General features: G+C 66.7%; 28 protein-coding genes, 1 tRNA gene and 1 other RNA gene. 8 read left to right on the top strand and 22 right to left on the bottom strand.

Annotation, left to right across the window (positions count from 1 at the left end; all coding sequences use genetic code 11):
- Positions 1-13: 13 nt before the first annotated feature.
- The 10 genes from ABD206_RS02525 to ABD206_RS02480 form a co-directional block, all read right to left on the bottom strand.
- Positions 14-1,069: a 3-isopropylmalate dehydrogenase gene (locus ABD206_RS02525; protein ID WP_344068804.1), complete on the bottom strand. Its 1,056-nt coding sequence runs from the start codon at positions 1,067-1,069 to the stop codon at positions 14-16.
- A complete protein-coding gene (gene serA, locus ABD206_RS02520) occupies positions 1,066-2,670 on the bottom strand; it encodes a phosphoglycerate dehydrogenase (RefSeq protein ID WP_344068801.1) in 1,605 nt (534 codons plus the stop codon). The genes ABD206_RS02525 and serA overlap by 4 nt, the downstream gene beginning before the upstream one ends.
- A 127-nt stretch (positions 2,671-2,797) precedes the next feature.
- Entirely contained in the window at positions 2,798-3,163 is a 366-nt protein-coding gene (locus ABD206_RS02515; RefSeq protein WP_344068798.1) for a bacitracin resistance protein, read from the bottom strand.
- Entirely contained in the window at positions 3,160-3,648 is a 489-nt protein-coding gene (locus ABD206_RS02510) for a DNA polymerase III subunit gamma/tau (RefSeq protein WP_344068794.1), read from the bottom strand. Before ABD206_RS02510 ends, ABD206_RS02515 begins: the two co-directional genes overlap by 4 nt.
- Positions 3,649-3,685: 37 nt before the next feature.
- Positions 3,686-4,711, bottom strand: coding sequence for a ketol-acid reductoisomerase (gene ilvC, locus ABD206_RS02505; protein ID WP_344068792.1), 1,026 nt, complete (start codon positions 4,709-4,711; stop codon positions 3,686-3,688).
- A gap of 85 nt (positions 4,712-4,796) precedes the next feature.
- On the bottom strand, positions 4,797-5,306 hold the full coding sequence (gene ilvN / locus ABD206_RS02500) for an acetolactate synthase small subunit (RefSeq protein ID WP_344068789.1): 510 nt from the start codon (positions 5,304-5,306) through the stop codon (positions 4,797-4,799).
- Between the two features lie 3 nt (positions 5,307-5,309).
- Entirely contained in the window at positions 5,310-7,112 is a 1,803-nt protein-coding gene (locus tag ABD206_RS02495) for an acetolactate synthase large subunit (protein ID WP_344068786.1), read from the bottom strand.
- 46 nt (positions 7,113-7,158) lie between these two features.
- The gene (ilvD, locus tag ABD206_RS02490; RefSeq protein ID WP_344068784.1) at positions 7,159-8,877 is read right to left on the bottom strand and encodes a dihydroxy-acid dehydratase; all 1,719 of its coding nucleotides are present in this window, start codon (positions 8,875-8,877) and stop codon (positions 7,159-7,161) included.
- A gap of 42 nt (positions 8,878-8,919) precedes the next feature.
- Complete coding sequence (otsB, locus tag ABD206_RS02485) at positions 8,920-9,708, bottom strand: trehalose-phosphatase (protein ID WP_344068782.1); 789 nt, start codon at positions 9,706-9,708, stop codon at positions 8,920-8,922.
- A 5-nt stretch (positions 9,709-9,713) separates the two neighbouring features.
- Positions 9,714-11,114, bottom strand: coding sequence for an alpha,alpha-trehalose-phosphate synthase (UDP-forming) (locus ABD206_RS02480; RefSeq protein ID WP_344068779.1), 1,401 nt, complete (start codon positions 11,112-11,114; stop codon positions 9,714-9,716).
- 95 nt (positions 11,115-11,209) lie between these two features.
- Here ABD206_RS02480 and ABD206_RS02475 point away from each other — a divergent pair, with 95 nt between their 5' ends.
- Positions 11,210-11,452, top strand: a complete 243-nt coding sequence (locus tag ABD206_RS02475) for a hypothetical protein (protein ID WP_344068776.1) — start codon at positions 11,210-11,212, stop codon at positions 11,450-11,452.
- A 14-nt stretch (positions 11,453-11,466) separates the two neighbouring features.
- Here the strand turns inward: ABD206_RS02475 and ABD206_RS02470 are convergent, their stop codons facing one another.
- Genes ABD206_RS02470 through ABD206_RS02460 form a run of 3 tightly spaced genes read right to left on the bottom strand, consistent with a single transcriptional unit; the run spans position 11,467 to position 14,082 of the window.
- Complete coding sequence (locus ABD206_RS02470) at positions 11,467-12,651, bottom strand: acetyl-CoA C-acetyltransferase (protein ID WP_344068774.1); 1,185 nt, start codon at positions 12,649-12,651, stop codon at positions 11,467-11,469.
- The gene (locus tag ABD206_RS02465) at positions 12,648-13,301 is read right to left on the bottom strand and encodes a CoA transferase subunit B (protein WP_344068771.1); all 654 of its coding nucleotides are present in this window, start codon (positions 13,299-13,301) and stop codon (positions 12,648-12,650) included. The genes ABD206_RS02470 and ABD206_RS02465 overlap by 4 nt, the downstream gene beginning before the upstream one ends.
- Before the next feature lies 1 nt (position 13,302).
- Positions 13,303-14,082: a CoA transferase subunit A gene (locus tag ABD206_RS02460; protein WP_344068768.1), complete on the bottom strand. Its 780-nt coding sequence runs from the start codon at positions 14,080-14,082 to the stop codon at positions 13,303-13,305.
- 128 nt (positions 14,083-14,210) lie between these two features.
- On the opposite strand from ABD206_RS02460, the gene ABD206_RS02455 reads away from it, so the two are divergent.
- The 3 genes from ABD206_RS02455 (at position 14,211) to ABD206_RS02445 (ending at position 16,746) form a co-directional block, all read left to right on the top strand.
- Entirely contained in the window at positions 14,211-14,999 is a 789-nt protein-coding gene (locus ABD206_RS02455) for an IclR family transcriptional regulator (protein ID WP_344068767.1), read from the top strand.
- Positions 15,000-15,673: 674 nt separating this feature from the next.
- Positions 15,674-16,414: a hypothetical protein gene (locus tag ABD206_RS02450; protein ID WP_344068765.1), complete on the top strand. Its 741-nt coding sequence runs from the start codon at positions 15,674-15,676 to the stop codon at positions 16,412-16,414.
- Positions 16,411-16,746, top strand: coding sequence for a hypothetical protein (locus ABD206_RS02445; protein ID WP_344068763.1), 336 nt, complete (start codon positions 16,411-16,413; stop codon positions 16,744-16,746). The genes ABD206_RS02450 and ABD206_RS02445 overlap by 4 nt, the downstream gene beginning before the upstream one ends.
- Before the next feature lie 77 nt (positions 16,747-16,823).
- On the opposite strand, the gene ABD206_RS02440 is transcribed toward ABD206_RS02445, so the two are convergent.
- Positions 16,824-16,896: transfer RNA gene (locus ABD206_RS02440), tRNA-Lys, on the bottom strand.
- A gap of 106 nt (positions 16,897-17,002) precedes the next feature.
- On the opposite strand from ABD206_RS02440, the gene ABD206_RS02435 reads away from it, so the two are divergent.
- The 3 genes from ABD206_RS02435 to ABD206_RS02425 all read left to right on the top strand — a co-directional run bounded on the left by ABD206_RS02435 (position 17,003) and on the right by ABD206_RS02425 (position 20,147).
- Entirely contained in the window at positions 17,003-17,839 is an 837-nt protein-coding gene (locus tag ABD206_RS02435) for an inositol monophosphatase family protein (RefSeq protein ID WP_344068760.1), read from the top strand.
- Positions 17,839-18,420, top strand: a complete 582-nt coding sequence (locus tag ABD206_RS02430) for a hypothetical protein (protein WP_344068757.1) — start codon at positions 17,839-17,841, stop codon at positions 18,418-18,420. The genes ABD206_RS02435 and ABD206_RS02430 overlap by 1 nt, the downstream gene beginning before the upstream one ends.
- A gap of 77 nt (positions 18,421-18,497) precedes the next feature.
- Complete coding sequence (locus tag ABD206_RS02425) at positions 18,498-20,147, top strand: MFS transporter (RefSeq protein WP_344068754.1); 1,650 nt, start codon at positions 18,498-18,500, stop codon at positions 20,145-20,147.
- Here the strand turns inward: ABD206_RS02425 and ABD206_RS02420 are convergent.
- The 8 genes from ABD206_RS02420 to ABD206_RS02385 all read right to left on the bottom strand — a co-directional run bounded on the left by ABD206_RS02420 (position 20,126) and on the right by ABD206_RS02385 (position 26,224).
- A complete protein-coding gene (locus ABD206_RS02420) occupies positions 20,126-21,103 on the bottom strand; it encodes a squalene cyclase (RefSeq protein WP_344068751.1) in 978 nt (325 codons plus the stop codon). The two genes, ABD206_RS02425 and ABD206_RS02420, sit on opposite strands and share 22 nt — an antisense overlap.
- 122 nt (positions 21,104-21,225) lie before the next feature.
- Entirely contained in the window at positions 21,226-21,450 is a 225-nt protein-coding gene (locus tag ABD206_RS02415) for a tautomerase family protein (RefSeq protein WP_344068748.1), read from the bottom strand.
- 150 nt (positions 21,451-21,600) lie between these two features.
- Positions 21,601-21,971, bottom strand: a transfer-messenger RNA (tmRNA) gene (gene ssrA, locus ABD206_RS02410).
- A 139-nt stretch (positions 21,972-22,110) separates the two neighbouring features.
- Entirely contained in the window at positions 22,111-22,587 is a 477-nt protein-coding gene (gene smpB / locus ABD206_RS02405; RefSeq protein WP_344068745.1) for an SsrA-binding protein SmpB, read from the bottom strand.
- A gap of 59 nt (positions 22,588-22,646) precedes the next feature.
- Positions 22,647-23,561 carry a permease-like cell division protein FtsX gene (gene ftsX / locus ABD206_RS02400; RefSeq protein ID WP_344068742.1) on the bottom strand — a complete coding sequence of 305 codons (915 nt, stop codon included), beginning with the start codon at positions 23,559-23,561 and terminating at the stop codon, positions 22,647-22,649.
- Entirely contained in the window at positions 23,558-24,604 is a 1,047-nt protein-coding gene (gene ftsE, locus ABD206_RS02395; RefSeq protein ID WP_344068739.1) for a cell division ATP-binding protein FtsE, read from the bottom strand. Before ftsE ends, ftsX begins: the two co-directional genes overlap by 4 nt.
- A 59-nt stretch (positions 24,605-24,663) precedes the next feature.
- Complete coding sequence (gene prfB / locus ABD206_RS02390; protein WP_344068736.1) at positions 24,664-25,773, bottom strand: peptide chain release factor 2; 1,110 nt, start codon at positions 25,771-25,773, stop codon at positions 24,664-24,666.
- A 79-nt stretch (positions 25,774-25,852) separates the two neighbouring features.
- Positions 25,853-26,224 carry a rhodanese-like domain-containing protein gene (locus ABD206_RS02385; RefSeq protein WP_344068733.1) on the bottom strand — a complete coding sequence of 124 codons (372 nt, stop codon included), beginning with the start codon at positions 26,222-26,224 and terminating at the stop codon, positions 25,853-25,855.
- Positions 26,225-26,283: 59 nt separating this feature from the next.
- Here ABD206_RS02385 and trxA point away from each other — a divergent pair, with 59 nt between their 5' ends.
- Positions 26,284-26,658, top strand: coding sequence for a thioredoxin (trxA, locus tag ABD206_RS02380; RefSeq protein ID WP_344068730.1), 375 nt, complete (start codon positions 26,284-26,286; stop codon positions 26,656-26,658).

Here is a 26,658-nt window from a genome sequence, read left to right as displayed (position 1 = left end):
CGATTCGTCCAGGCTACGCCTGGAGACGCTCGACGATCGCGTCGCCGATCTGAGAGGTCGGGCGGACCTGGTCCCCGCGGGAAGCGATGTCGTCCTCGACCGCGCGTGTGACGCGGCCGGCTTCGTCCTGCAGCCCGAGGTGATCGAGCAACAGCGCGACGGACAGGATCGCAGCGGTGGGGTCCGCCTTCTGCTGACCTGCGATGTCGGGCGCCGAACCGTGGACGGGCTCGAACATCGAGGGGAACGCGCCGTCGGGATTGATGTTTCCCGAAGCGGCGAGGCCGATGCCTCCGGTGACGGCGCCGGCCAAGTCGGTGAGGATGTCGCCGAAGAGGTTGTCGGTGACGATCACGTCGAAACGGCTGGGGTTCGTGACCAGGAAGATCGTGGCCGCGTCGACGTGGAGGTAGTCTACGGCCACCTCGGGGTGCTCGGCCGCCACCTCGTTCACGATGCGCTGCCAGATGGCTCCGGCGTGCACCAGGACGTTCGTCTTGTGCACCAGCGTCAGTTTCTTACGACGCCGTTCCGCGAGCGCGAAGGCGTAGCGCACGACGCGCTCGACACCGAAGGCGGTGTTGACGGAGGTCTCATTGGCGATCTCGTGCGGGGTGCCCTTGCGGATCGCGCCGCCGTTACCGACGTAGGGCCCCTCTGTCCCTTCCCGGACGACGACGAAGTCGATCTCGCCCGGGTTCGCGAGCGGTCCTGCGGCCCCGGGATAGAGCTTCGATGGCCGCAGGTTCACATAGTGATCCAGCGAGAATCGCAGCTTCAGCAGCAGCCCGCGCTCGATGTTGGCATCCTTCAGCCGCGGGTCGCCGGGGACTCCCCCGACCGCGCCCAGCAGAATGGCATCGTGCGCGGCGATCGCGACGAGGTCGTCGTCGGTGAGCGTGTCGCCGGTGTCGAGAAAGCGTCCAGCTCCGAGCGAGAACGTCGTCTTCTCGAAATGGACGTCGCTGGTCGCGGTCGCGGCATCCAAGACCTTCTCGGCTTCGGCGACGACCTCGGGGCCGATGCCATCACCGGGGATCAGCGCGAGCCTGACGGTACGCGCGCTCACGGCTCGACGATCTCGATCTGGCGAAACACGTCCGCCCCGACGGCTGTGCGCATGTTCTCGAGAATCACCTCGGGAACCTCCGCATCGACGGTCAGGACCGACAGAGCTCGTCCGGCGGCATCGGAGTGCGCCACCTGAAGGCCCTCGATGTTGATGCCCACCTCTCCGAGCTTCTGACCATAGAGCCCTATGATCCCCGGCCGGTCCGGATAGCGCATGACGACATGGTGCCGGGCGATCGGCACCTCGATCTCGTAGCCGTTGATGTCGACGATCTTGGGGACCATCCGCGTGCCCGCCAGGGTGCCGGCCACGGTGAGGACGGCACCGTCGGAGAGCGTGCCGCGCAGGATCGTGATGTTGCGGTACAGCGGACTCTCGGTGTCGACGATCATCCGCGTCTCGATGCCGCGCTGCTCGGCGAACAACGGAGCGTTCACGTACGAGACGTTCTCGCTGACGATGTTGGTGAAGATGCCCTTGAGCGCGGCGAGGCGGTAGACGCTGACGTCATAGTTCGCGAGCTCCCCGCGCACTTCGATGTCCAGGCTCGTCAGCGCCCCTGCGGCCAGCCCCGAGAAGAACTGTCCGAGCATCTCGACGAGAGCGATACCGGGTCGCACGAACGGGTCGATGACGCCGCCGGCGACGTTCACGGCATCCGGGACGAGATCCCCCTCGAGCGAGAGCTTGACCGACTTGGCGACCGAAATGCCCGCTTTCTCCTGCGCCTCTTCGGTCGAGGCGCCCAGGTGCGGGGTCGCGACAACATTCGGGAGAGCAACGAGCTGCGCGGCGACAGAGTCGGGCTTGGGCGGCTCGCTGGTATAGACGTCCAGTCCCGCCCCGGCGATGACACCCTCGCTGAGCGCGGTGAACAGCGCCTCCTCGTCGATGAGACCACCGCGGGCGACATTGACGACGTAGGCGGAGGGTTTCATGGAGGCCAGCTGCTCGGTGCTGATCATGCCGGTGGTCTCAGGGGTCTTGGGCATGTGGACGGTGAGGAAGTCCGCCTGAGCGACGACCTCGTCGAACGAGAGCAGCTCGACGCCCAGCTGCTGCGCCCTGGCGGGCGTCACATACGGGTCGTAGCCGACCAGGCGCACACCGAAGGCGCGCACACGCTCGGCGACGAGCGCGCCGATGCGGCCGAGGCCCAGAATGCCGATGGTCTTCTCGTACAACTCGGTGCCCGTGAACGAGCTGCGCTTCCACGCCCCCTGGGACAGCGACTCGTTCGCCGCCGGGATGTGGCGGGCGAGGCTCAGGATGTGTCCGACCGTCAGCTCGGCCGCCGAGATGATGTTGGACGTCGGGGCGTTGACGACCATGATGCCCGCCGAGGTGGCGGCCTTGATGTCGACGTTGTCGAGTCCGACGCCCGCGCGGGCGATCACCTTCAGCTTCGCGGAGGCTGCGATCGCCTCTTCGTTCATCTTCGTCGCCGAGCGGATCAGAACGGCGTCCGCGTCGGCCAGAGCGGCGAACAGCGCGGGGCGATCGGTGCCATCGACGGTGCGGACGTCGAAGTCGGATCCGAGAGCCTCGACGGTGGCGGGTGAGAGTTCTTCAGCGAGCAGGACGACCGGCTTGGACACGGGTGGATCCTTCGGAGCGAGGCGCAATTTCGTGCGCGGGTGGATGTTGCGTCGAACGTGCGACGGCCGTCGCCAGCCTATCGCGGGCAGGGTCCCGACCTTTCGGCCGGGGTCCCTCCGGTGCCAGTCAGCCGACCAGCGAACTGGTGTTCAACGCCGTGTAGGCCACGACGTTGAGCCAGAGGACGGCCACGACGGCGAGGCCGGTGACCATGATGAGCAGATGGGCGCCGAGGCGTCGATGCGCCGCCACCGCGAGAGCGATGACGAAGACGACGATCGGCACGAGGATCGCGATGAGCCACACCACCCAGCCGAGCAGTGTGAGGCTGAGCCCGACATCGGATGCCGCGGCGAGGGACTGCACGAGGTTGCCCACGGCGTTCCACACGGCATACGCGTAGAACAGACCGAAGACCCCCGCGACCACGGCGCGGGCGACGGGAGCCATGCCCCGACGCGGTGCGTCGACGGCAGCGATCGGATCGGTCACGCGCTCACCCCCAGCATCGCGAAGGGCCACGGCATGAGCAGGACCATACCTGCAACCAGCGCGACGAAGGACACCCATCGCGGGCGCCCCCGGGTGAGGACGAGGCTCGTCGCGAACCACAGTGCTGGCGCGCACACGGCCAGCCAGAAGCTGCCCTGGAACATGACGTCCGCGACAAGGTAGGACGCGTAGCCCTGAAGGCGCAGACCGCCGACGATCCAGCCCACCGTGAACAGCAGGTAGATGCCCCCGAGCACGCCGAACGACACCAGTGCCGTGTTGCTCAACGTCGGCGACGCCTCGTCGAGGTCAGCTGTGGGGACGTCAACCACCGGCGGCTGGGTCGACGGCGACGGTGCCGCACCGGATGCGGCGACGCCGCTCTCGCGGGGAGTGTCCCCGGCGCGGACGGCGGCAGTGCCGCTGTCCAGCGTCGGATCGTCATCCCCCCACGAGAGGGCGTCGTCGTCGCGGTCCGTGCTCACGTCCCGTCAAGTCCCGTTCGTCGTGTCGAGCCGTCGGTCAGCGCGCCGCGCTGCCCTCGGTGTAGTCGCTGTCCTGCTGCTTCCAGGCGAACAGGGCACGCAGGTCCTTGCCGACGGCCTCGATCGGGTGAGCGGCGGCCTTCGCGCGCAGCTCCTGGAACTCGACGGCGCCGTTATCCTGGTCGGTGATGAACCGCTCGGCGAAGGCACCCGACTGGATGTCGGCGAGCACACCCTGCATGTTCTCCTTGACGCGGGCGTCGATGACGCGCGGGCCCGACACGTAGTCGCCGTACTCAGCGGTGTCCGAGACGCTCCAGCGCTGCTTGGCGATGCCGCCCTCCCACATGAGATCGACGATGAGCTTGAGCTCGTGCAGCACCTCGAAGTAGGCGATCTCGGGCTGGTAGCCGGCCTCGGAGAGCGTCTCGAAGCCGTACTGGATCAGCTGGGAGACGCCGCCGCAGAGCACGGCCTGCTCGCCGAACAGGTCGGTCTCGGTCTCTTCGGTGAAGGTCGTCTTGATGACGCCTGCGCGGGTGCCACCGATGGCCTTCGCGTACGACTTGGCGAGGTCCCAAGCCGACCCGGAGGCGTCCTTCTCGACCGCGATGATGTCGGGGATGCCACGACCGGCGACGTACTCGCGACGCACCGTGTGTCCCGGGGCCTTCGGGGCGATGAGGATGACGTCCACGCCCTCGGGGGCCTCGATGTAGCCGAAGCGGATGTTGAAGCCGTGCGCGAAGGCGAGCGTCTTGCCGGGGGTCAGGTTCGGCTTGATCTCGTTGTTGTAGATACCGCGCTGGTGCTGGTCGGGCGCGAGGATCATGATGACGTCGGCCCACGTCGTCGCCTCGGCGACGGTGAAGACCGGGAACCCGTCCTCTTCGGCCTTCTGGATGGACTTCGACCCCGCCTTGAGGGCGATGGCGACCTCGACGCCGGAGTCGCGCAGGTTCTGCGCGTGCGCGTGTCCCTGCGAGCCGTACCCGACGATCGCGACCTTCTTGGCCTGGATGAGCTCCAGGTCGGCGTCGTCGTCGTAGAACATTTCGGCCATGTCGTGTGTGCTCCTTGTATTGGTGTGTGGTCGTTTCGTCTCGCTGCACTCCCTCAACGACCGGCAGTGAGGCAGCGTGGATCTCTCAGCCGCGCAGGACGCGCTCGGTGATGCTCTTGGGCCCTCGCCCGATCGCGAGAAGGCCCGACTGGGCCAGCTCCTTGATGCCGAAGGGCTCGACGGCGTTCAAGAACGCCTCGACCTTGCCACGATCGCCGGTGACCTCGACGACCAGGGCGTCAGGCGCGTAGTCGACGACCGATGCGCGGAACAGGTTGATCACCTCGAGGACGTTCGAGCGGGTCGAGTTGTCGGTGCGCACCTTCACGAGCATGTGCTCGCGCTGGACGGAGGACACAGGATCGAGCTCGACGATCTTGATGACGTTCACGAGCTTGTTCAGCTGCTTGGTCACCTGCTCGAGGGGCAGACCCTCGACATCCACGACGACCGTGATGCGGGACAGGCCCGGCACCTCGGTGACGCCGACAGCGAGCGACTCGATGTTGAATCCACGGCGGGCGAACAGGCCCGCGACGCGGGTGAGAAGGCCCGGCTTGTCCTCGACGAGGAGGCTCAGCACGTGTTGGGACATGGCTCAGTCCTCTCCGTCGAAGCTCGGCGCGTGCTCGCGCGCGTACTGGATCTCGCTGTTGCCGACACCCTGCGGGACCATCGGCCACACCATGGCATCGGCCGACACGACGAAGTCGATCACGACCGGTCGATCGTTGGTCGCCAGGGCCAGGCGGATGGCGTCATCGACCTCGTCTTCCTTCTCGACCCGGATCGCCAGACACCCGTATGCCTCGGCGAGCTTGACGAAGTCGGGAACGCGCGCCGTGCCGTGGCCGGTGTTCAAGTCGGTGTTCGAGTGTCGGCCCGCGAAGAACAGCGTCTGCCACTGGCGCACCATGCCCAGAGAGGAGTTGTTGATGATCGCGACCTTGATTGGGATGTCGTTCAGGACGCAGGTTGCCAGCTCCTGGTTCGTCATCTGGAAGCATCCGTCGCCGTCGATCGCCCAGACCACACGGTCGGGCTCGGCGACCTTGGCACCCATCGCCGCCGGAACCGAGTAGCCCATCGTTCCGGCGCCGCCGGAGTTCAGCCAGGCGTTGGGGCGCTCGTACTTGATGAACTGCGCGGCCCACATCTGGTGCTGACCGACACCGGCCGCGTAGACGGCCTCGGGCCCAGTGAGCTCGCCGATCCGCTGGATGACCTGCTGGGGAGCGAGCAGCCCGTCGGTGGTCGGGGCGAAGCCGAGGGGGAACTCCTCGCGCAGACCGTTCAGATACGCCCACCACTGGGTGAGGTCAAGCGCCTCTCCCCCGGTTGTCGAGCGGAACGACGCCTCGAGGTCGATGAGGACCTCGCGCAGGTCGCCCACGATCGGCACATCCGCCGTGCGGATCTTTGAGATCTCGGCCGGGTCGATGTCGACGTGCACGACCTTCGCGTTCGGAGCGAAGTGCGAGGCCTTGCCCGTGACGCGGTCATCGAACCGCGCGCCGAGCGCGACGATGAGGTCGGACTCCTGCAGCGCGAGCACGGCGGGCACGGTGCCGTGCATGCCGGGCATTCCGAGCTGCTGGGGATGCGAGTCGGGGAAGGCGCCGCGAGCCATGAGCGTGGTCACCACGGGGGCTCCGGTGGCCTCCGCGAGCGCCAGGAGCTCCTTCGACGCCTTGGAGCGGATGACACCGCCGCCGACGTAGAGCACGGGTTTCTCGGCGTCGGCGATGAGCTGGGCGGCAGCCTGGATCTGCTTGCCGTGGGCCTTGGTGACCGGACGGTAGCCGGGCAGGTCGATCTGCGGCGGCCAGACAAAGGGCGCACTGGCCTGCTGGGCATCCTTCGTGATGTCCACGAGGACGGGGCCTGGCCGACCGGTCGAGGCGACCTCGAACGCCGCTGCGATCGCGCCAGGGATGTCCTCGGCGCGCTTGACCAGGAACGAGTGCTTCGTGATCGGCATCGTGATGCCCACGATGTCCGCCTCCTGGAAGGCATCCGTCCCCATGAGTGTGCTGAAGACCTGGCCGGTGATGCACACCAGCGGAACTGAATCCATGTAGGCATCGGCGATCGCGGTCACGAGGTTGGTGGCGCCGGGACCGGACGTCGCGATGGCGACACCGACCTTTCCGGACGCCGCTGCGTATCCTTCCGCGGCGTGACCGGCACCCTGTTCGTGGCGGACAAGGATGTGGCGGACCGCCTCGTCGTCCATGAGCGGGTCGTAGACGGGCATGATCGCACCGCCGGGCAGACCGAACACGTCGGTCACGCCGAGGAGATCGAGCGAGCGGACAACCGCCTCAGCACCCGTGAGCACGGGCGCGGACGCGGTGCGGGCGGGTGGCCGGGGCACGGCCGTGGCGATGTCGGACGACATGGTGAGCTTTCCTTGCAAGATCGATGGAGGGAATCGAGAGAACGCCTCAGCCCGTCGTCGCACCCTCGGCTGCGGAGCGCACGAGACGGGAGTACTTGGCGAGAACGCCACGGGTATAGCGCGGGGGAAGGGGCTCCCAGCCTTCTCGGCGGGAACTCAGCTCGGTCTCATCGACGAGTAGGTCGAGAGTGCGAGCCGCGATATCGACCCGTATCAGATCACCATCGCGCACGAAGGCGATGGGACCAGCGTCCACCGCTTCGGGTGCTATGTGGCCGATACACAGGCCGGTTGTGCCGCCTGAGAATCTGCCGTCCGTCAAGAGTAGTACATCTTTGCCGAGCCCAGCGCCCTTGATGGCGGCGGTGATGGCCAGCATCTCGCGCATGCCGGGACCACCCTTGGGACCCTCGTAGCGGATGACGACGACATCGCCGGCGTTGATCTCGCCCGCCTCCAGCGCATCCATCGCACCACGCTCGCGCTCGAACACACGCGCGGGGCCCTCGAAGACGGCCGCGTCGAACCCTGCCGTCTTGACGACGGCGCCGTCGGGCGCGAACGATCCGTGCAGGATCGTCAGGCCGCCCGTTGCATGGATGGGGTCGTCGAAGGAGTGGATGACCGTGCCGTCGACCGGATCCGGGTTCAGGTCGCGGAGGTTCTCGGCGAGGGTCTTGCCGGTGACCGTCAACGCATCACCGTGCAACAGGCCCTCGTCGAGCATCGCCTTCATGATGACCGGGATGCCGCCATGGCGGTCGACATCGTTCATGACGTACTGACCGAAGGGCTTCATATCCGCCACGTGCGGCACCTTGTCGCCGATGCGGTTGAAGTCGTGCAGGTTGAGTTCCACCTCGGCTTCGCGGGCAATCGCGAGCAGGTGGAGCACAACGTTGGTCGAACCGCCGAGCGCCATCGCGAGGGCGATCGCGTTCTCGAACGCCTCGGGGGTCAGGATGTCCCGCGTGGTGATGCCGAGCTTCAGCAGGTTCACGACGGCTTCGCCCGAGCGGTGGGCGTAGGCATCGCGGCGACGGTCGGCGGCGGGCGGCGCGGCCGACCCGGGAAGGCTCAGCCCGAGGGCCTCGGCGACGGAGGCCATCGTGTTCGCGGTGTACATTCCGCCACACGCACCCTCACCCGGCGCGAACGCGCACTCGATGCGCTTCAGGTCCGCCTCGCTCATGCGGCCCGACAGGCACGCTCCCACGCCCTCGAACGAGTCGATGATCGTGATGTCCTTCTCGGTGCCGTCCGAGAGTTTGACCCAGCCAGGGGCGATCGAGCCTGCGTAGAGGAAGACGCTCGACAGATCGAGGCGGGCGCTGGCCATGAGCATCCCGGGGATCGACTTGTCGCATCCTGCCAGCAGAACAGTGCCGTCCAGACGCTCGGCCATGACGACGGTCTCGACGGAGTCGGCGATGACCTCGCGCGAGACCAGCGAGAAGTGCATGCCCTCGTGACCCATCGAGATGCCGTCCGACACCGACACCGTTCCGAACTGCAGCGGATAGCCACCACCGGAGTGCACGCCCTCCTTCGCACCCTGCGCGAGGCGATCCAAGCTCAGGTTGCACGGCGTGATCTCGTTCCAGCTGGAGGCGATCCCGATCTGGGGCTTCTCCCAGTCCTCGTCGCCCATGCCGACAGCGCGCAGCATGCCACGCGACGTCGTTGCTTCGATGCCGTCGGTGACGACCCGGCTACGGGGCTTGATGTCGACGGCGTCGCTGGATGTCGAGGAGGTTTCAGGCATGCGTCGAGTCTATTCCCGCGCGGCACCCTCCGTGCGGCGCTGCTACGCCTGCGCGGCGGCGCGGAGTTCCGCGAGCCTCGCGAGCAGGAACGCCATCGAGGGAATGTCGGCCACCGAGACCGTCGCGGCCGTCTCCCCTGCGCCGACATGGACACCCAGATCCTGTGCCTGCAGACTGCGCAGCGCATCCTCGTCTGTGACGTCGTCACCGGCGAAGAGCACCGCGTCGGCACCCAGTCGGGCGCGAAGATTGGCGATCGCCGAGTCTTTCCCCTCCTGCCGGAAGGCGTACTCGACGATCTTCTTTCCGGTGCGTCGACGCCAATCCGGCGCGGCGTCCGCAATCATCGCGTCGACGGCGGCGGACGCTTCGGCACCGTCCTGCTCTGTGGCCGTGCGGGTGTGCACGCCGAAACCGAACGTCTTGGGCTCGATCCACACGCCCGGGAAGTCGGCGACGATCTGCTCCGCCCGCGCGCGCAGGCGGTCGCGCAGATCACGCTCGGCATCGTCCTCGGTCGGCTCGACCGCACCGACGCCCGGAAACCAGAACTCGGCACCGTGCGAGGCGGCCAGAAGGATCGGCGAGTCCTCCGTGTGTTCGGCGATGATGCGCAGGTCTGTGAGGCTGCGTCCCGAGACGAGCGCGACGGGTGTGTGCGCCAGCGCCCCGAGCGCATCGACCGCCCGCCGCGCTGCGGGAAGCATGCGCGCGGTCATGGGATCTTCGACGTGGGGCGAGAGCGTCCCGTCGAAATCCAGGGCGATCAGAAGCGTCGGAACCCCGGCGATCTTCGCGAGGGCGTCATCGAGCGCGGGGGCGGCGGTCATTCGTCTCACACCTTCTTCGTGGCATTGCTGAGGGCGTCGAGGAAGAGCCGCGACCAATCGCGCACGTCGTGGTCGAGCACCCTCCTGCGCAGCGCGCGCATCCGGCGGCCCTGCTCCGCGCGCGGCATCTCGACCGCGCGCATGATCGCATCCTTGAGGCCGTCGATGTCGTGCGGATTGATCCGAACGGCCGACCCCAGCTCGTCGGCCGCGCCCGCGAACTCGCTGAGCACCAGTACACCCTTGTTGTCGATGCGGCTGGCCACGTACTCCTTGGCGACGAGGTTCATGCCGTCGCGCAAGGCTGTGACGAGCATGACGTCGGCGGCCAGATAGAGCGCCACCATCTCTTCTCGCGGGAAAGCCTGATGCAGATAGCGGATCGCCGTATGGCTCATGGTGTCGAAGTCGCCGTTGGTGCGCGCGACCGTGAGTTCGATCTCGTCGCGCAGCTGGACGTACGCCTCGACCCGTTCGCGGCTGGGGCTGGCGACCTGGACGAGGGTGGCGTCCTCGACTCCGAGGCGCCCGTCCTCGAGGAGCTCACCGAACGCTTTCAGCCGGTGACGGATCCCCTTGGTGTAGTCGAGCCGGTCGACGCCGAGCAGAACCGCCCGCGGATTTCCGAGCCCCTCGCGGATCTCGCGTGCCCGCGCTTGGATGTCCGGACGCTGGGCGAGCTCGATGTAGGACTGCGCGTCGATGGAGATCGGGAAGGCCTTCGACAACACGTTGCGGACCGACCCGTCCTCCTGCGGCACGTGGATGCCGGTCGACTTCGTCGTGTAGTGGAACTGGCGTCTGACCGCACGAGCGAAGTTGCCGGCATCGGCGACGCGCTGGAATCCGACCACGTCTGCTCCCAGGAGGCCCTCGAGCACCTGCTTGCGCCAGGGCAGCTGGGAGAAGAGACCATATGCCGGAAACGGGATGTGGTGGAAGTAGCCGATCGTCAGGTCGGGGCGTTTCTCGCGCAGCATCCGCGGAACCAGCTGCAGCTGATAGTCCTGCACCCAGACCGTGGCCCCCGGCGAGGCCGCCGCCGCCGCGGCGTCAGCGAAGCGCTCGTTGACCTCGACGTAGGTGTCCCACCACACACGGCGGTACCGCGGCGCCGCGATCACGTCGTGGTAGAGCGGCCAGATCGTGTCGTTCGAGAAGCCCTCGTAGTAGTTCTGCACATCGTCGGCACTGAGGGTCACGGGAATCAGCCGCGTGCCGTCGAAATCGAAGGGCTCCAGCGTGAGATCGGCCTTACCCGGCCAGCCGACCCAGGCACCGTCGACGCCCTTCATCACCGGTTCGAGGGCGGTGACCAGCCCCCCCGGTGAGCGCCGCCATCCGCCGTTGTCGTCGCGGTCCACAGGGAGGCGGTTGGCGACGACGACAAAGCTGGCTTGGGACACGCGGGCTCCTCTTCGGTGGCGGTTCGCGGTCTTCCCAGGCTATCCGCTCGCAGCCGGGACTGGACACGGTGGCCGGCACCGGTAGCGTGGAGCAGGTGGGCAAGTACATCTTCGGAACCGGCATCATCACCGTCCTGATCACGGGCTTTTCGCTCGTCAGGGAACTGCGCGACGGCGTCTTCGGATGGCGCACGATCCTTGCGTGGGCGAGTTGGGCGATCACGCTCGTGCTCGCCGTCGGCGCAATCGTCGACCTCCGCCGCATCGACAAGGGACTTCCCGTGTCTCCCGACTCGCCGTTCGCCGACGAGATCGAAGCGTCGGTCAAGAAGAAGTAGTCTCCTGCGCTACGTCAGCGGCGCAGGATGAGTGCGTCGCCCTGACCGCCGCCGCCGCACAGGGCGACCGCGGCCGTGCCCCGGCCCCGCCGGACGAGCTCATGCACGGCGTGGACCACAAGGCGGTTGCCGGACGCGCCGATCGGGTGCCCCATCGCGATCCCGCCACCGTGTGGGTTCACCACGTCGTCTGAGAGCCCGAGCACCGCCTGGGAGCGCGCGACCACGGCACCGAAGGCCTCGTTGATCTCGACGACATCCAGATCGGATGGCGCGATCCCCGCCTTCTCGCAGGCCGCCGCGATCGCTCGTGCGGGCTGCTCGTGCAGCGTGTTGTCGGGACCTGCGACCTGTCCCGCCTCCCCCACGACGGCGAGCACCGGCCACCGGTTCTCGTCCGCGTGCGCCCGGGTAGTGAGCACGACCGCGCTGGCGCCATCCGAGATCTGCGACGAGTTACCCGCCGTGATCGATCCGTCCGCGGTGAACGCGGGACGCAGCTTCGCCAGGGTCTCGATCGTGGTCTCGGGTCGGATGCCCTCGTCGCGCGTCGCGAGCACCGGGTCGCCCTTCCGCTGCGGGACGGGCACCGGGACGATTTCGGCGTCGAACACCCCTGCGTCCCAGGCGGCGGCCGCGCGCTGGTGGGATCGCGCCGACACGGCATCCTGCGCCTCGCGGGTGACCGCGTAGCGCTCATTGTGGTGCTCGGTGGATGCTCCCATGCTCTCCCGGTCGAAAGCATCGGTCAGCCCGTCGTAGGCCATGTGGTCCAGCACCTCGATCGAGCCATAAGACCAGCCCTCGCGGGATCCCACCATCAGGTGGGGTGAGCGCGACATCGACTCCATGCCGGCGGCAACGACCACCCGCGCGTCGCCCAGGCGCAGCATCCGCGCCGCATCGATGATCGCCGTCAGGCCCGACAGGCACACCTTGTTGACCGACGATGCCGGGACATCCCAGCCGATGCCGGCGCCGATCGCGGCCTGCCGTGCGGGATTCTGACCGGATCCGGCCGGGAGGACCTGTCCGACGATGACGGCGTCGACCTCTTCCGCCGGGATGCCGCCCTGCTCCAGAGCGCCGCGGATCGCGATGCTGCCGAGCTCGGTCGCGGGAAGCGACGAAAGTTGGCCCTTCAGACGCCCCTGCGGCGTGCGCGCGGCGGCGACGATGACGACGTCTTCGTGGTTCATGAGACAACCCTAAGCTCGTCCGAGATCGTCAGCGGCGGCTCGGTGGCGGCGACCACCTCGTCGACGGTGACACCGGGCGCGAGCTCCACCAGGACCAGCCCGGCGGGAGTCACGTCGATGACGGCGAGGTCCGTGATGATGCGATCGACGACGCCGCGGCCGGTGAGCGGCAGCGAGCATTCGTCGACGATCTTGGCGGTCCCGTCCTTTGCGACGTGCTCCATCAGGACGATGAGCTTTCCGGCGCCGTGGACGAGGTCCATCGCGCCGCCCGGGCCCTTGACCATCTTCCCGGGGATCATCCAGTTCGCGAGGTCTCCCCCGACCGACACCTGCATCGCTCCGAGGATTGCCGCGTCGATCTTCCCGCCGCGGATCATCCCGAAGCTCGTCGCCGAGTCGAAGAACGACGAGCCCGGAAGCGTGGTGACCGTCTCCTTGCCGGCATTGATGAGGTCGGGGTCGACATCCGCTTCCCGCGGATAGGGACCGACACCGAGGATGCCGTTCTCGGACTGCAGGACGACAGTGACGTTCTCGGGAACGAAGTTGGGGACGAGGGTCGGGAGGCCGATGCCGAGGTTCACGTAGGCGCCGTCGGTCAGCTCCTGCGCGGCGCGCGCGGCCATCTCGTTGCGGGTGAGAACCATGTCAGTTCGCTTCCTCCGGTGCGGTCACGGTGCGCTTCTCGATGCGCTTCTCGATGCGGGGGCCGACCTCCACGATCCGGTGCACGTACACGCCCGGCAGATGAACGGTGTCGGGGTCGATCTGTCCGGGTTCGACGAGTTCCTCGACCTGGACGATGCACACGCGCCCTGCCATCGCGGCCAACGGGTTGAAGTTGCGGGCGGCCTTGGTGAAGACCAGGTTGCCGTGACGGTCGGCCCGCCAGGCGTGCACGAGGGCGAAGTCGGTGACGATCGCCTCTTCGAGCACATAGTCGCGGGCAGTGCCGGTGACGTCGAAGCTACGGATGTCCTTCGCGGGCGATGCCACCGCGACCCCGCCCGATCCGTCATATCTGCGGGGAAGCCCGCCCTCGGCGACCTGCGTGCCGACACCTGTCTGGGTGAAGAACGCGGCGATGCCCGCTCCTCCGGCCCGGAGCTTCTCCGCGAGCGTGCCCTGGGGGGTGAGTTCGAGTTCGAGCTCACCCGTGAGGAACTGGCGCTCGAACTCCTTGTTCTCCCCGACGTACGACGAGGTCATCTTTCGGATGCGCTTATCGGCGAGAAGGATCCCGAGGCCCCAGTCATCCACCCCGCAGTTGTTGGACGCGATGGACAGGTCGGATGTCCCCTGCGCGTGCAACGCACGGATCAGTTCCATCGGATTGCCGGAGAGTCCGAATCCGCCGACCGCGATGCTCGCGCCGTCCGGGATGTCCGCCACAGCCTCCTGCGGCGTGGCCCACGTCTTGTCGATCACAGAGAGTCCTTCCTCCGGTCCGAGGTCGTCGCTGCGGTGCGTCGACGTCCCCCATCGTCCGCGCGCCGCCATCGCGTCGGCAATCGGGTGCTTGCCATGTGGACACCCGGGGTCGTAACGTCCACATTATGAACACACCCGCACCCGTCGTCGGCGCCCAGGCTGTCGCGCGCGCGGCGCGCCTGCTGCGCCTGGTCTCCGCGGGAGGGTCAGCGGGGCTGACCGTCACCGACCTCGCCCACCGTGCCAACCTGACCCGCCCCACGACCTACCGGCTCCTGTCGGCTCTGCGCAGCGAGGGACTGGTCGACCAGGACGACGTGCGAGGCACATGGCTCCCCGGTCCGGAGCTCTATCTCATGGGAACAGCGGCGGCGAACCGCTATGACGTGACCGCGGTCGCTCGCGACATCGTGCGCTCCCTCGCCGTGCGGACCGAGGAGAGCGCATTCCTCTCCGTGCGGCGCGGAGATGAGACGGTGTGCCTCCTCCGAGAGGAGGGAAGCTTTCCCATCCGCTCCTTCGTGCTGTCCGAAGGGGTGCGCTTCCCGCTCGGCGTGGCCTCCGCAGGCCTTGCCATCCTCGCGTTCCTGCCCGACCATGATGTGGACGCGTACTTCGCACGGCACACCGACCTCGGCGAGCACTGGGGCAGGCCGCACGGGGAGTCGCGACTGCGTGCCCGCCTTCAGGAAACGAAGGAACGCGGCTACGCCGTCAATCCCGGCCTCATCGTCGAGGGCAGCTATGGAGTCGGCGCCGCCGTCTTCACGCCGGACGGACATCCCCAGTGGGCGTTGAGTCTCACGGGCGTGCACTTCCGTTTTGGGCCCGACCGGCAGGCAGAGCTGGGGCGCACGCTGCTCGCGCATGCCCACCAGCTCACGACGCGACTCACGTCCTCACGCGTCGGCTGAGTCGGCGTGTAGCGGCAGCGCGATCTCGGAAAACTCGCGAGCATGAGATGGGTCGCACGGGCTCTTCTTGTGGTGCGCCTCCTAGGACGCTACTTGAATTCTCAAACAGAGGTGGAACGGATTCGCGACCTCTGTAGGCGGGCGGCATCGGAACACGTGGAGCGCACGCACTCCCCCACTCCTCGAGCACGAGCCCGTCGTTACAGCAGTGACGAGATCGATGAGATCGTCGCGATGTATCACCAGCTTCGTAATACCCATGAGGTCGCCCGCGAACTGGGGGGGGTCACGAACTACCGTGCTCAAGTACCTGTCGGAGCGCGGCGTACGGACCGCCCGCCACAAGAGTGAACCCGAGATCGACCGTGCCGTGCAACTCCATCGCGAGGGTCTGTCGCGTGCGGCGATTGGACGGCAGCTCGGATTCGATGGCAAGACGATCACTAAGGAACTCCGCGGCCGGGGTCGCGTGAGATAGGCGCGGACGTCGGCTGCGGCCCGCCCATCGAATCAGCAGCAGCGGTCCGATCAGCGCTCGCCGACGTGCTTGTGAATGGGTCGGACGACCGCCGCCATCGAGCGGGTAAACCCGCTGTTGCCCACCGAAGAAACATGCTGCTAGATTCTGCTCGCCGAGAGTTCATCGGGGGCGAACCGGCACTGGGGGAGCAACAATGTTCCAAGGATTTGTCGCGTTCGCGGTAGCCATTTCGCTGGGAGTCTCGTTGTCGGCATCGCCGTCGATCGGCCACCTGGACCAGTCGGCGGAGGACACGGCGCTCATCGTCACCGAACCGACTTCCGTAACTGTGCTCGGCATGGACGAACTCGATCTCGGTGAGACCGTGTCCGTCGAAGAGCTCATCACCGAAGCGGAAGACGTCGGTCAGCCCGTCGACGAGGAACTCGCGGAAGTGCTCGAAGAAGTCACCTCGGACAAGCTTGAGGAACTAAGTGATGCGGGAGCGGACCACCTTGCAGACGCGGGCGATGCCACGCGGCCGCGGATGATGGCGACGGTCTACAAGTCAGCCATCGCGAAGACGGCGTCCGATCCAGCCTACGGAATCGTGTCGCAGTGGTGGGATAACAAGAGCATCAGGGTTACCGTACGCAAGGGCACCAGCACCTGGGGGTGGACCCATGTTCAGAAGCACAACGTGAGCATGACAATGATCCAGAAGACGACCAAGTTTCCGAAGACCCGGTCGGTATCCGGCTCCACAATCACATACCAGACTCCCGCGATGAAGTTCACCTGCTGGCTTGCGACGTGCTGGGTCGAGAAGTCGATGGATGTCCGAGTGGTATCTAACAACACGCGCCTTACCGACGGCTCACCGAAAGGTGTAATCACCGCGTATTGCGTGGGACCCACCGTTTGCCCGGCCTGGGTACGCCAGGTGGCCGGATGAGCTATGACCTCGACTTCGTTGACCCGGTGAGGTCGGAGTTCGATGTGGCGGGATATCTCTCCGACTTGCAGCTGATCCGGGTGGATCAAGACGGACACCAACTTAGGATCGAGTTCCGGGCTGATCGCCTTTTCCCAGGTCAGTATGTCGTCGACGTTCCCGTTCCATCTGCCATCGGTGATGACAGATGGAACATGTTCGATAGCGACACCACAGACATCAACGAATGGACGCGGTGGGGAATCGCAGTCCCTTTGATGGAAGCGTTCCATACGCAGGGCGAGCAGACGGAAGGTCGCTCCGACACCCCTATCCACTTCGTCCTCGAATAGTTCACCCGAGCGAACCGTCACGACCCACCGGGATCCTTCGAACCAATTGCAGTTGGCCCTGGAAGGTACCGAGATTGTGCACCCCCAGGGACTTGAACCCTGAACCCACTGATTAAGAGTCAGTTGCTCTGCCGATTGAGCTAGAGGTGCAGATGGTTGCGCGGCGCAGATCGCGTGGCGAACCGAGGGTCAACTCTAGCATCACGATTGCGTCATCTGGAAATCGAGGCAACGACCGCCGCGTATCGTTGACCGGGTGACCGTCTCCCCCGGCGACAGCCCCTTCTCGTCCCCGTTCGATGGCGACCTCTCCGCCGACCTCGCGCTCGCGCTGCGACTGGCCGATGCGGCCGATGATGTCTCGATGTCCCGCTTCGATGCCGCCGACCTCGAGATCAACATCAAGCCGGACGCCACGCACGTCACCGAGGCCGATGTGGCGACAGAGCGCGCGATTCGCGACATCCTCGCCGCGGAGCGGCCAAGCGATGGGATCTTCGGGGAAGAGTTCGGCGCAACCGGCAGCACCCAGCGACAGTGGATCATCGATCCGATCGACGGCACCGCCAACTATCTCAAGGGCATCCCGATGTGGGCGACGCTCATCGCCCTCGCGATCGACGGTATTCCCCGCGTCGGCGTGGTGAGCCAACCCGCGATCGGCCGCCGCTGGTGGGGAGCGACGGGCCTGGGCGCGTGGACGCACTCCCCCGCGGGAGCAGCGGTGCGCTTGCAGGTCTCCGACGTCGACCGGGTGGATGCCGCGAGTGTGAGCTTCCAGAGCATCCAGCAGTGGGACGACGCGGGCCACCTCGATGACCTTGTCCGGCTGAGCCGGGCCGTCTGGCGCGACCGCGGGTATGGAGATGCGTGGCCGTACATGCTGCTCGCCGAGGGGCGCGTGGAGATGGTCGCTGAGTTCGATGTGAAGGAGTACGACATCGCCCCCTACGCGCCGATCGTGCATGAGGCGGGCGGCCGCTTCACGGCGTTCGACGGCACCGACACCCTCTCGGCCCGGTCGAGTCTGGCCACCAACGGGGTGCTCCACCAGGAGTTCCTGTCGCTGCTGCACGCGGATCAGAAGAACTGATGCGCCGCCCTTCTATCGCGGCTTGTGCCGCGCTCACGCTTCTCCCCCTGCTCGCTGCGTGCTCCACCACCCCCGATTCCACGGTCACCGCGACCCCCACGAGCGCGCCGTCGGCGGATGCCGATCCCGCCGCAGCGCCGACACCGACACCGACCGCCACAATGGCCGCGGACGCGGAGCCCACGTGCGAGACGATCATTCCGCCCAGCCTCGTGGAAGAACTCACCGCCGCGGGGTGGACTGCCCGCGAAGATGACTTCTACGCGGTGGATTCGGTGCTCGATGGCGGCATCCTGTGCCAATGGGCCGACTACGACGCTGCGGCCAGCGACCACGTCCTCGTCTACGGCTGGGCGCCGCTCGGGTCCGGCGACAAGACGCGCCTGCAGTCCGAGCTGGTCGCGCAGGGGTGGATCCGTGAGGACGGGCCGGACGGCGTGTACATCACCGAGGACCCGTCGTACTCGGTATCCGTTGACGAGAACGGCTACGGCATGACCTACCTGTTCGGCGAGGACTGGGTGAAAGTCTCGGACACCAAGCAGGGGCTGGTCCTCATCGATTGGCCACCGTCGAGTTGAGCAAGCCCCGCATGGCGGCGGTGTTTCTGCCAAGCTGAAGGTCATCCCCGCACCGCAGTCGAGAGGATCCGGTTCGGATGTCTGAATCCCCCGCAGCCCCACCTGCCGCCCCCGATCGCAAAGCGTGGCTCGCGCTCACCGTCCTGTCGATCGGACTGGGACTCATCGTGCTCGACGGCACGATCGTGGGAGTCGCTCTCCCCGACATCATCGCCGACCTGCAGCTCGATCTCACGGACGCGCAATGGGTCAACAGCCTCTATGCGGTCCTCCTGGCCGCTCTTCTGTTGTCCACTGGACGACTGGCCGACAGATGGGGTCGAAAACTCCTCTTCCTCGTCGGAGTGGTGGTCTTCATCGGAGGCAGCGTCCTGGCCGCAGCGTCCGGGACTGCGGACGCGCTGATCGGCGCCCGAGCGGTGCAGGCGATCGGTGCCGCGCTGATCATGCCCTCGACGCTTTCGACGGTGAACGCGACGTTCCAGGGCCGCTACCGCGCGGCGGCATTCGGGATCTGGGGAGCTGTGATCTCCGGCGCAGCCGCCGTCGGCCCGCTCGCCGGCGGCGCACTCACGCAGTGGGCGAGCTGGCACTGGATCTTCCTGGTCAACATCCCGATCGGCCTGCTGGTCTTCGCGGCCGCGGTGTGGGTGGTACCCGAGACCCGAGGAGTGAAGGGACGCCCCGGCGCGGACGTCGACGGCGCCCTCCTCAGCGCGATCGGCTTCGGAGCGCTCGTGTTCGCGATCATCGAGGGTCCCGACCTCGGCTGGTGGACGCCGAAAGCGGATCTGAACCTGTTCGGGTGGGTGTGGCCGCAGACGGCACCGATCTCGGCGGTGCCGGTCGCGTTCGCCATTGCCGCCGTCGCGCTCTTCCTCTTCGTCATCTGGGAGCGCCATCGCGAGAAGGTGCGCAGATCGGCGCTGCTCGATCTGAATCTGTTCCGACTTGCGACCTTCTCCTGGGGGAATGTGACGGCCGCCGCTGTCGCGGTCGGCGAGTTCGCCATCATCTTCGTGTTGCCGCTGTACCTCGTGAACGCCCTGGGACTGGATGTCATGGGGGCCGGCCTGGTGCTGGCCGCGATGGCGATCGGCGCCTTCTTCTCGGGCGCCTCGGCACGCCACCTCGCCGCGCGCTTCGGGTCACCCGGCACGGTCCTGATCGGACTGTCGCTCGAGGTGATCGGCGTGATCGTCGTCGCCCTCGTCCTGGGCGCGAAGACCTCGCCGTGGCTGGTGGCGATTCCGCTCGTCATCTACGGGCTCGGGCTCGGGCTCGCGTCCGCGCAGTTGACGGGGACCGTGCTGCGTGACGTGCCTGTCGAGGTCTCGGGACAGGGCTCGGCGACCCAGAGTACGGTGCGTCAGATCGGATCCGCCCTCGGCACGGCGTTCGCCGGCGCGGCGCTGTCAGTTGCGCTCGCGATCACACTCCCGTCATCCCTGTCATCCGCGGGCATCACCGGCGACACCGCGACCCAGCTCGCCGACACCACCCGGCAATCGGCGGGGACCACCATCTCCCAGCTGCGCGCCGAGGGGTCCTCCAGCCCGCTCGGCGATCAGACGGCGAGCGCCATCGACGCCCTCGCGAACGGCTTCGCCGACGCGACCCGCTGGTCGCTCCTCGTCGCGTCGCTGTTCCTCGTTCTCGGGCTCGCCGGCGCGTTCCGGCTGCGCAAGGCGGCCGACAGCTCAGATCACTCCGAGCCGCGATCCTGATCCCACCATCGCAGCACACGCAGCGCGATCATGGTCAGCCACGGGGAGGCCTGACCGGCTGCAACGTCGATGTCGATCCATGTCCGACCCGGCAGGCGACGCGACTGCATCCAGGTTCCGTCTGCCTGGCGCTGCGACCTCACCAGATGTACGGCATCGGTCATCCGTTCATCGGGCGCGGACCGGTCCCACTGCGCCGCATCCCGGAAGTAGTCGAGCGTAGCGAGCGCGCTGTAACGATAGCGGTTCGGGTAGAGGAACTCGGCGACGAACGGGGCAACCAATGCGCCGGTCGAGGCTCGGTACATCAGGCGGCGTGACAGCAAGTACTCCTCGCCGCTCTTGCGCGCGTCGCGCAGCGAGGTGTCGCCGGTCGACTTCTCGTACGCGAGGATGCCTCGGAGCGCATTCAGCGTCGAGTGGAAAGACGACCGCACGGAGTCTCCCTCCTCGGCCTCGCAGTTCCATCCGCCGTCGGCGAGTCGGTGTTCATCGAACCAACGCACGAGCTGCGAGATGTCCGCTCCGAGCCATGCGCCCGACGCAAGGGTGAATGCGTTGATGCAGACATCGACCTCGCCGCCCCAGTACGGAAGGTCGTCGTAGTCCCAACGACTGTTGGCGTCGAGACGCGCCGCCGTATCGCCGAGTGCGGATGCCTCCACACCCCACTCGCGAAGATCTTTCAGCGACCAGGTCGTTGCGATCCACGGTTGCCCCGGTGCATCGGCCTCGGGCGATCCGAAATATCCGGCGGGGAAATAAGACCCACCCGCCCACTGACCATCAGCATCCTGATGCGAGAGCAGCGCTGCACCGAGGCCCTCGCGGGTGACGAGGGCACGGGTCGACTGCCAGATGGACGCGTCCTCATCGAGGATGTCGCGCTCGACTTGCCAGCGCAGTGCCGGGTCTGTGTCGAGGAGCCACGCAATGAGCTCAGGTGTCGGGGTCATGCCGGCACCATAACCTGACCTTCCGACCTCGCGTCACGCTGTCCTCACGCGGGCGCCACCCGCGCGCGGAGGACCAGAGACGAGAAGGAGCTTCGTGCTCCTCTGCGCCAGCGTGAGGTGCGTCAGGACGCCTCAGCGGCAGCGGCGGCCTCGCGGGCGCGCTTCTTGTCGGCGAGGGTGACTCCCCCGTTTGCCCAGTGTGTTCCCTCGACCTGCGTGACGATGACGCTGACGGCCTCACGGCGCGCGCCGATCGCCCTCACAGTGGCGTCGGTGAGCTCGGTCACCAGGGTGCGCAGCTGATCTTCGTTGCGGCCGGCGCCGATCGAAATCTGGATGAGCGGCATGTCATGCTCCTTCGCGTGTGGATGCCGGCAGCCCCGGCGTCCCCAGCCAGCCTAGGGACACTCCACCGCGCGAGGGCGGACACGGCGTGCACGCAAAGCCGCACAGATCCTCAGTGTGACAGCGGCATCGGCATCCATCTTCTGGCGCCGTGGTGGAGATGGGGGGAATCGAACCCCCGTCCATCGCTGGGTCATCGCGCCTTCTCCGGGCGCATTCTGTGCGTGCGTTCTACTCGGCCCCGACCTTTGTCACAGACACCTAAGTCGACGGGCCCAGCCTGGGAAGAGTCCCGCGTGATGTCCAGACACCATCACGCAGCAAGATTCCTAGATGACGCCAGGAACCGTAGCGGAATCACCTACGGACTGACGGACTCGGGCTCGCTGCTCAGGCAGCGAGGGCGAAGTCGGACTGCTTCTTTTCGGCAGTTATATTTTTGCGGGGGGCGTTCACGAGATAACCCCGCATCCTCGGCCCGCTTCTCGCGAATTCGCAGACGATGTCGAAACCGATCATCCCCATGGTCTCCGAAAAACTCGGAGGTGTCCCTCGAGTGAGGGGCCGCTGTCACACTGTGGAGTTACCAAAGCCCGGCACGGAAGTACCGGAGCATCCCAGGATACAACGGATGACGACATCCGCGCATTCCTGACGCGGCGTCACTCCCCCATGCGGTTGCGGGTGCGCATCGCCCGCTCGGCTTCGCGCTTGTCCTGACGTTCACGCAGAGTCTGGCGCTTGTCGTACTCGGCCTTTCCCTTTGCCACCGCGATCTCGACCTTCGCGCGTCCATCCGAGAAGTAAAGCTTCATCGGGATCAGCGTGTATCCACCGGCCGAGACAGCGTGGCTGAGCTTGACGATCTCTTCCTTGTGCAGCAGGAGCTTGCGCACCCGCTTCGCGGAGTGGTTGGTCCAGTGACCCTGGGAGTATTCGGGGATGTGCACGGCATCGAGGTAGGCCTGCCCGTTGTCGATGTACGCATAGCCGTCCGCGAGGTTCGCTCGCCCCTGACGCAGCGACTTGACCTCGGTTCCGGTCAGGACGAGCCCTGCCTCGTACGTCTTCTCGATCGAGTAGTCGTGGCGGGCGCGCCGATTGGTCGCGATGACCTTCTCTCCGCGTTCGCGTGGCATGACTGACTCCCTGATCGATGCACCGACACGGACTCCGCGCGGCGCAGCCCGTCAGTCTATCAAGCGCGCAGCCACCGACGGATCGCGAAGCCGGCAGAGAACGCGGCCAACAACACGCCAATCCCGATGATGACGGGGATCACCAGCGCGACGTCCCCGTAGTCCACCCACGTGGCGACGAATGTCACGCGTGAGCGCAGGTACTCCTGCACCCCGAAGCGCACGCCCGCGATGACCGCGAGACTGGCGAGCACCGATCCGATGAGGGCGGCGAACACGCCTTCGAGGATGAACGGCGTCTGGATGAAGCGGTTGGACGCCCCGACCAGGCGCATGATGCCGAGTTCGCGACGGCGGGCATACGCCGACAGGCGGATGGTGGTCGAGATGAGCAACACGGCCGCGACCAGCATCAGGGCGGCGATGCCGACCGCGACGTATGTCGCCACCGTCAGCGCTGAGAACAGCGGGTCGAGGTACTGCAGCTGGTCCTGCACCTCTTCGACGCCGTCCGCGCCGCTGAATGCTTCGGTGATGACATCCGACTGGCTCTGATCGACGAGGTTCACCCAGAACGTCGCGGAGATCTGATCGGCAGTGAGCAGGCCTTCGTATTCATCGCCGAGCAGGTCGAGTGCATCCTGGTAGGCCTCTTCCGCCGTATCGAAGCGCACCTCGCTGATCAGCGGCGCCAGCGCGTCACTGTCGAGGGTCGCCTGCACCGCATCGATCTGCTCCTGCGTGGCCACACCGTCCGCGCAGGTGGCAACCTGAGAGACGGAGCTGCACATGAAGATCTGTACCTGAGCGCGGTCTGCCCAGAAGTCCTGCATCGTGGTGATCTGCAGCTGCATGAGCATCGCCGCCCCCACGAAGGTGAGAGAGACGAAGGTCACCAGGACGACGGAGATCACCATCGAGGCGTTGCGACGCAGGCCGCTGAGCGCCTCGCCGATCACAAGGCCCACTCTCATGAGGTCGGCCCCACTTCGTCGTCCTGCGATCCGCCGAGCCCCAAGCGGTCCGCCAACCCCAACTCAGCGACATCCGCTTCCGCGCGGTCGACGAGCGGGACGGGTTGGGTACGCGGGCGGGCTTCTTGCCCCTCCGGTGTCGCGTGTTGCGGCTCCCCGGTGCCGGCGCTGTGCGAAGGCGGCACCGGAGCGGAAGAAGCCACGGCGTCGGCGACGCCGTTCGCAGAGGCGGTGGCGATCGCGGCGTCAGTGACGGTCGGCTCGATGCCGACCTCGCGCTGCAACTCCAACACGGCGGTGAGCGCCGCGGCTGCGGCCGCACCACGGATCTGCTCGGGCTGCAGCTGGGGCAAGCCCGATGTGTCGCTGTAGCGTCCGTGGCGCTCGTCACGCAACATGACACCGCCGCGCAGCTCGATCACGCGTCGCTGCATCTGGTCGACGAATCCGGCCTCGTGCGTGGCCATGACGATCGTCGTGCCGTTGGCATTGATCCGCGCGAGCAGCTGCATGATGTCGATGGATGTCGCGGGGTCGAGGTTTCCGGTCGGCTCGTCGGCCAGCAGCACCTGCGGGCGGTTGACCAGAGCACGAGCGATCGCGACGCGCTGCTGCTCACCGCCGGAGAGTTCGTGTGGCATGCGCTTCTGCTTGTCGCCGAGCCCGACGAGGTTCAGCGCCTCGGGCACGGCCTGGCGGATGAAGGCGCGAGAGGACCCGATCACCTGCAGGGTGAAGGCGACGTTCTGGAAGACGGTCTTGTTCGGCAACAGCCGGAAGTCCTGGAACACGGCGCCGACGTGGCGGCGAAAATAGGGGACCTTGCGGTTGGCCAGAGTGCGCAGGTCACGCCCGAGCACCATGACATTGCCGCTGCTGGGGGTGTCCTCGCGAAGGATCAGCCGCAGACATGAGGACTTGCCCGAGCCGGACGCACCGACCAGGAAGACGAATTCGCCGCGCAGCACCTCGAAACTCACCCGGTCGAGGGCGGGTTTGGCGGTGCCACGGTAGCGTTTGGTGACGTTCTCGAACCGGATCATGGCCATCTGAGCCTAAGCACGGCGCGACTGGATCCGGGCTGCGACACCCGCTGCGGGATCTACTCGTCGTCTTTGCGCTTGCGCCAGCGGATGCCGGCCGCGATGAAGCCATCCAGGTCGCCATCGAAGACGACCGCGGGGTTGCCGACCTCGTGCCCGGTGCGCAGGTCCTTGACCAGCTGCTGGCCGTAGAGGAAGTACGAGCGCATCTGGTCGCCCCAGCTGGCGGTGATCGTGCCCGCGAGCTCCTTCTTCTTGGCCGCTTCCTCTTCGCGCTGCAGCAGCATGAGGCGCGTCTGGAGAACGCGCATAGCCGCGGCGCGGTTCTGGATCTGCGATTTCTCGTTCTGCATCGAGACGACGATGCCGGTCGGGAGGTGGGTGATGCGCACGGCAGAGTCCGTTGTGTTCACCGACTGGCCGCCGGGACCCGAGGAGCGGAAGACGTCGACGCGGATGTCTCCTTCGGGGACCTCCACCTCCTGCGCCTCTTCCATCACCGGGATGACCTCCACGGCGGCGAAACTGGTCTGACGTTTGTCCGCGCCGCCGAACGGGCTGATGCGGGCGAGTCGGTGGGTGCCGGCCTCGACCGAGAGCGTGCCGTAGGCGTAGGGCGCGTCGACTTCGAACGTGGCGGACTTGATTCCGGCACCCTCGGCATACGAGGTGTCCATGACCTTGACGGGGTACTTGTGACGCTCGGCCCAGCGCAGATACATGCGCATGAGCATCTCGGCGAAGTCGGTGGCGTCGTCGCCGCCGGCGCCGGAGCGGATCGTGACGACCGCCGATCGCGCGTCGTACTCGCCGTCCAACAGCGTCTGGACCTCAAGCTGGCTGATGACGTCTTCCAGATCGGCGATCTCGCGCTTGGCCTCTTCGACGGACTCTTCGTCCTCCATCTCGTTGGCAAGCTCCACGAGCACTTCGACGTCATCGAGACGACGGCCGACGGCCTCGATGCGGGACAGCTCGGACTGACGATGACTGAGGGCGCTGGTCACCTTCTGCGCGTTCTCGGTGTCATCCCAGAGGTCGGGAGCACCAGCCTGCTCGCTCAGCTGCTCGATCTGCGCCTTGAGCGCATCGATGTCGACGACCGCGCTGATCTCACCGAACGTGGTGCGCAGCGCCTGGATCTGGGAAGAGGGATCGAACTCGAGCATGACAGTCCAGAGTAACGCGGATGCCGGACGACGGTGACCCGAGGTCACGGCCGTCCGGCAGTCCGTGCGTACGCAGGCGTCAGTCGGTGACGATCGGTAGCCCCGTGGCCGAGGATGCCGCACTGACCCCGCCGGCGTCGGTGACATCGGTGAACCCGAGCTGGTCCATCGCGGCCACCGCCTGCGAGGACCGGTTGCCCGACTTGCAGTAGACGACGTAGGTGCCATCCACGGGGTAGGCGGCGATGTCGTCGGTGAACGTGCCTGACTGGAGATTGACGTTCACGGCCCCCGCGAGATGGCCCGCGGCGTACTCTGAGGGCGTTCGCACGTCGATGATCACCGTGTCGGAGGTCACCTCGATCGAGGATCCTGCGCTCGAGCAGGCCACGAGAGAGGTGGCCAGCAGCACGGCGGCCAGCGCGGCGAACAGCAGTCGAATGCGTCGCATCGGACGTCCTTTCGTTGAAGAATGCCCGCCCACTATACCCCAGGGGGTATGCTTGGATCATGAGCACGAAAGAAATCACCCTGCAGAACATCGAAGAGACGATCTCGGGCAGTGGCATCGTGCTGCTCGACTTCTGGGCAGCCTGGTGCGGCCCGTGCCGAATGTTCGCGCCTGTCTTCGAGAAGGCGTCTGAAGAGCACCCCGACATCGTCTTCGGAAAGGTGGACACCGAAGCCGAGCAACAGCTCGCCGCCGGATTCCGCATCACGTCGATCCCGACACTCATGGCCTTCCGTGACGGCATCCTCGTCTTCTCCCAGCCCGGGGCTCTCCCCGAGGCGGGCCTGAAGCAGGTCATCACGGCCGTCGAGGGTCTGGACATGGATGACGTGCGTCGGCAGGTCGCGGAGCAGAAGGCCGCGCAGAGCTCGTAA

It is taken from the genome of Microbacterium sediminicola (assembly GCF_039531125.1).
Lineage (GTDB): Bacteria > Actinomycetota > Actinomycetes > Actinomycetales > Microbacteriaceae > Microbacterium > Microbacterium sediminicola.
Note: the sequence above shows the minus strand (reverse complement) of the source record. Positions and strands in the feature narration are given on the sequence as shown.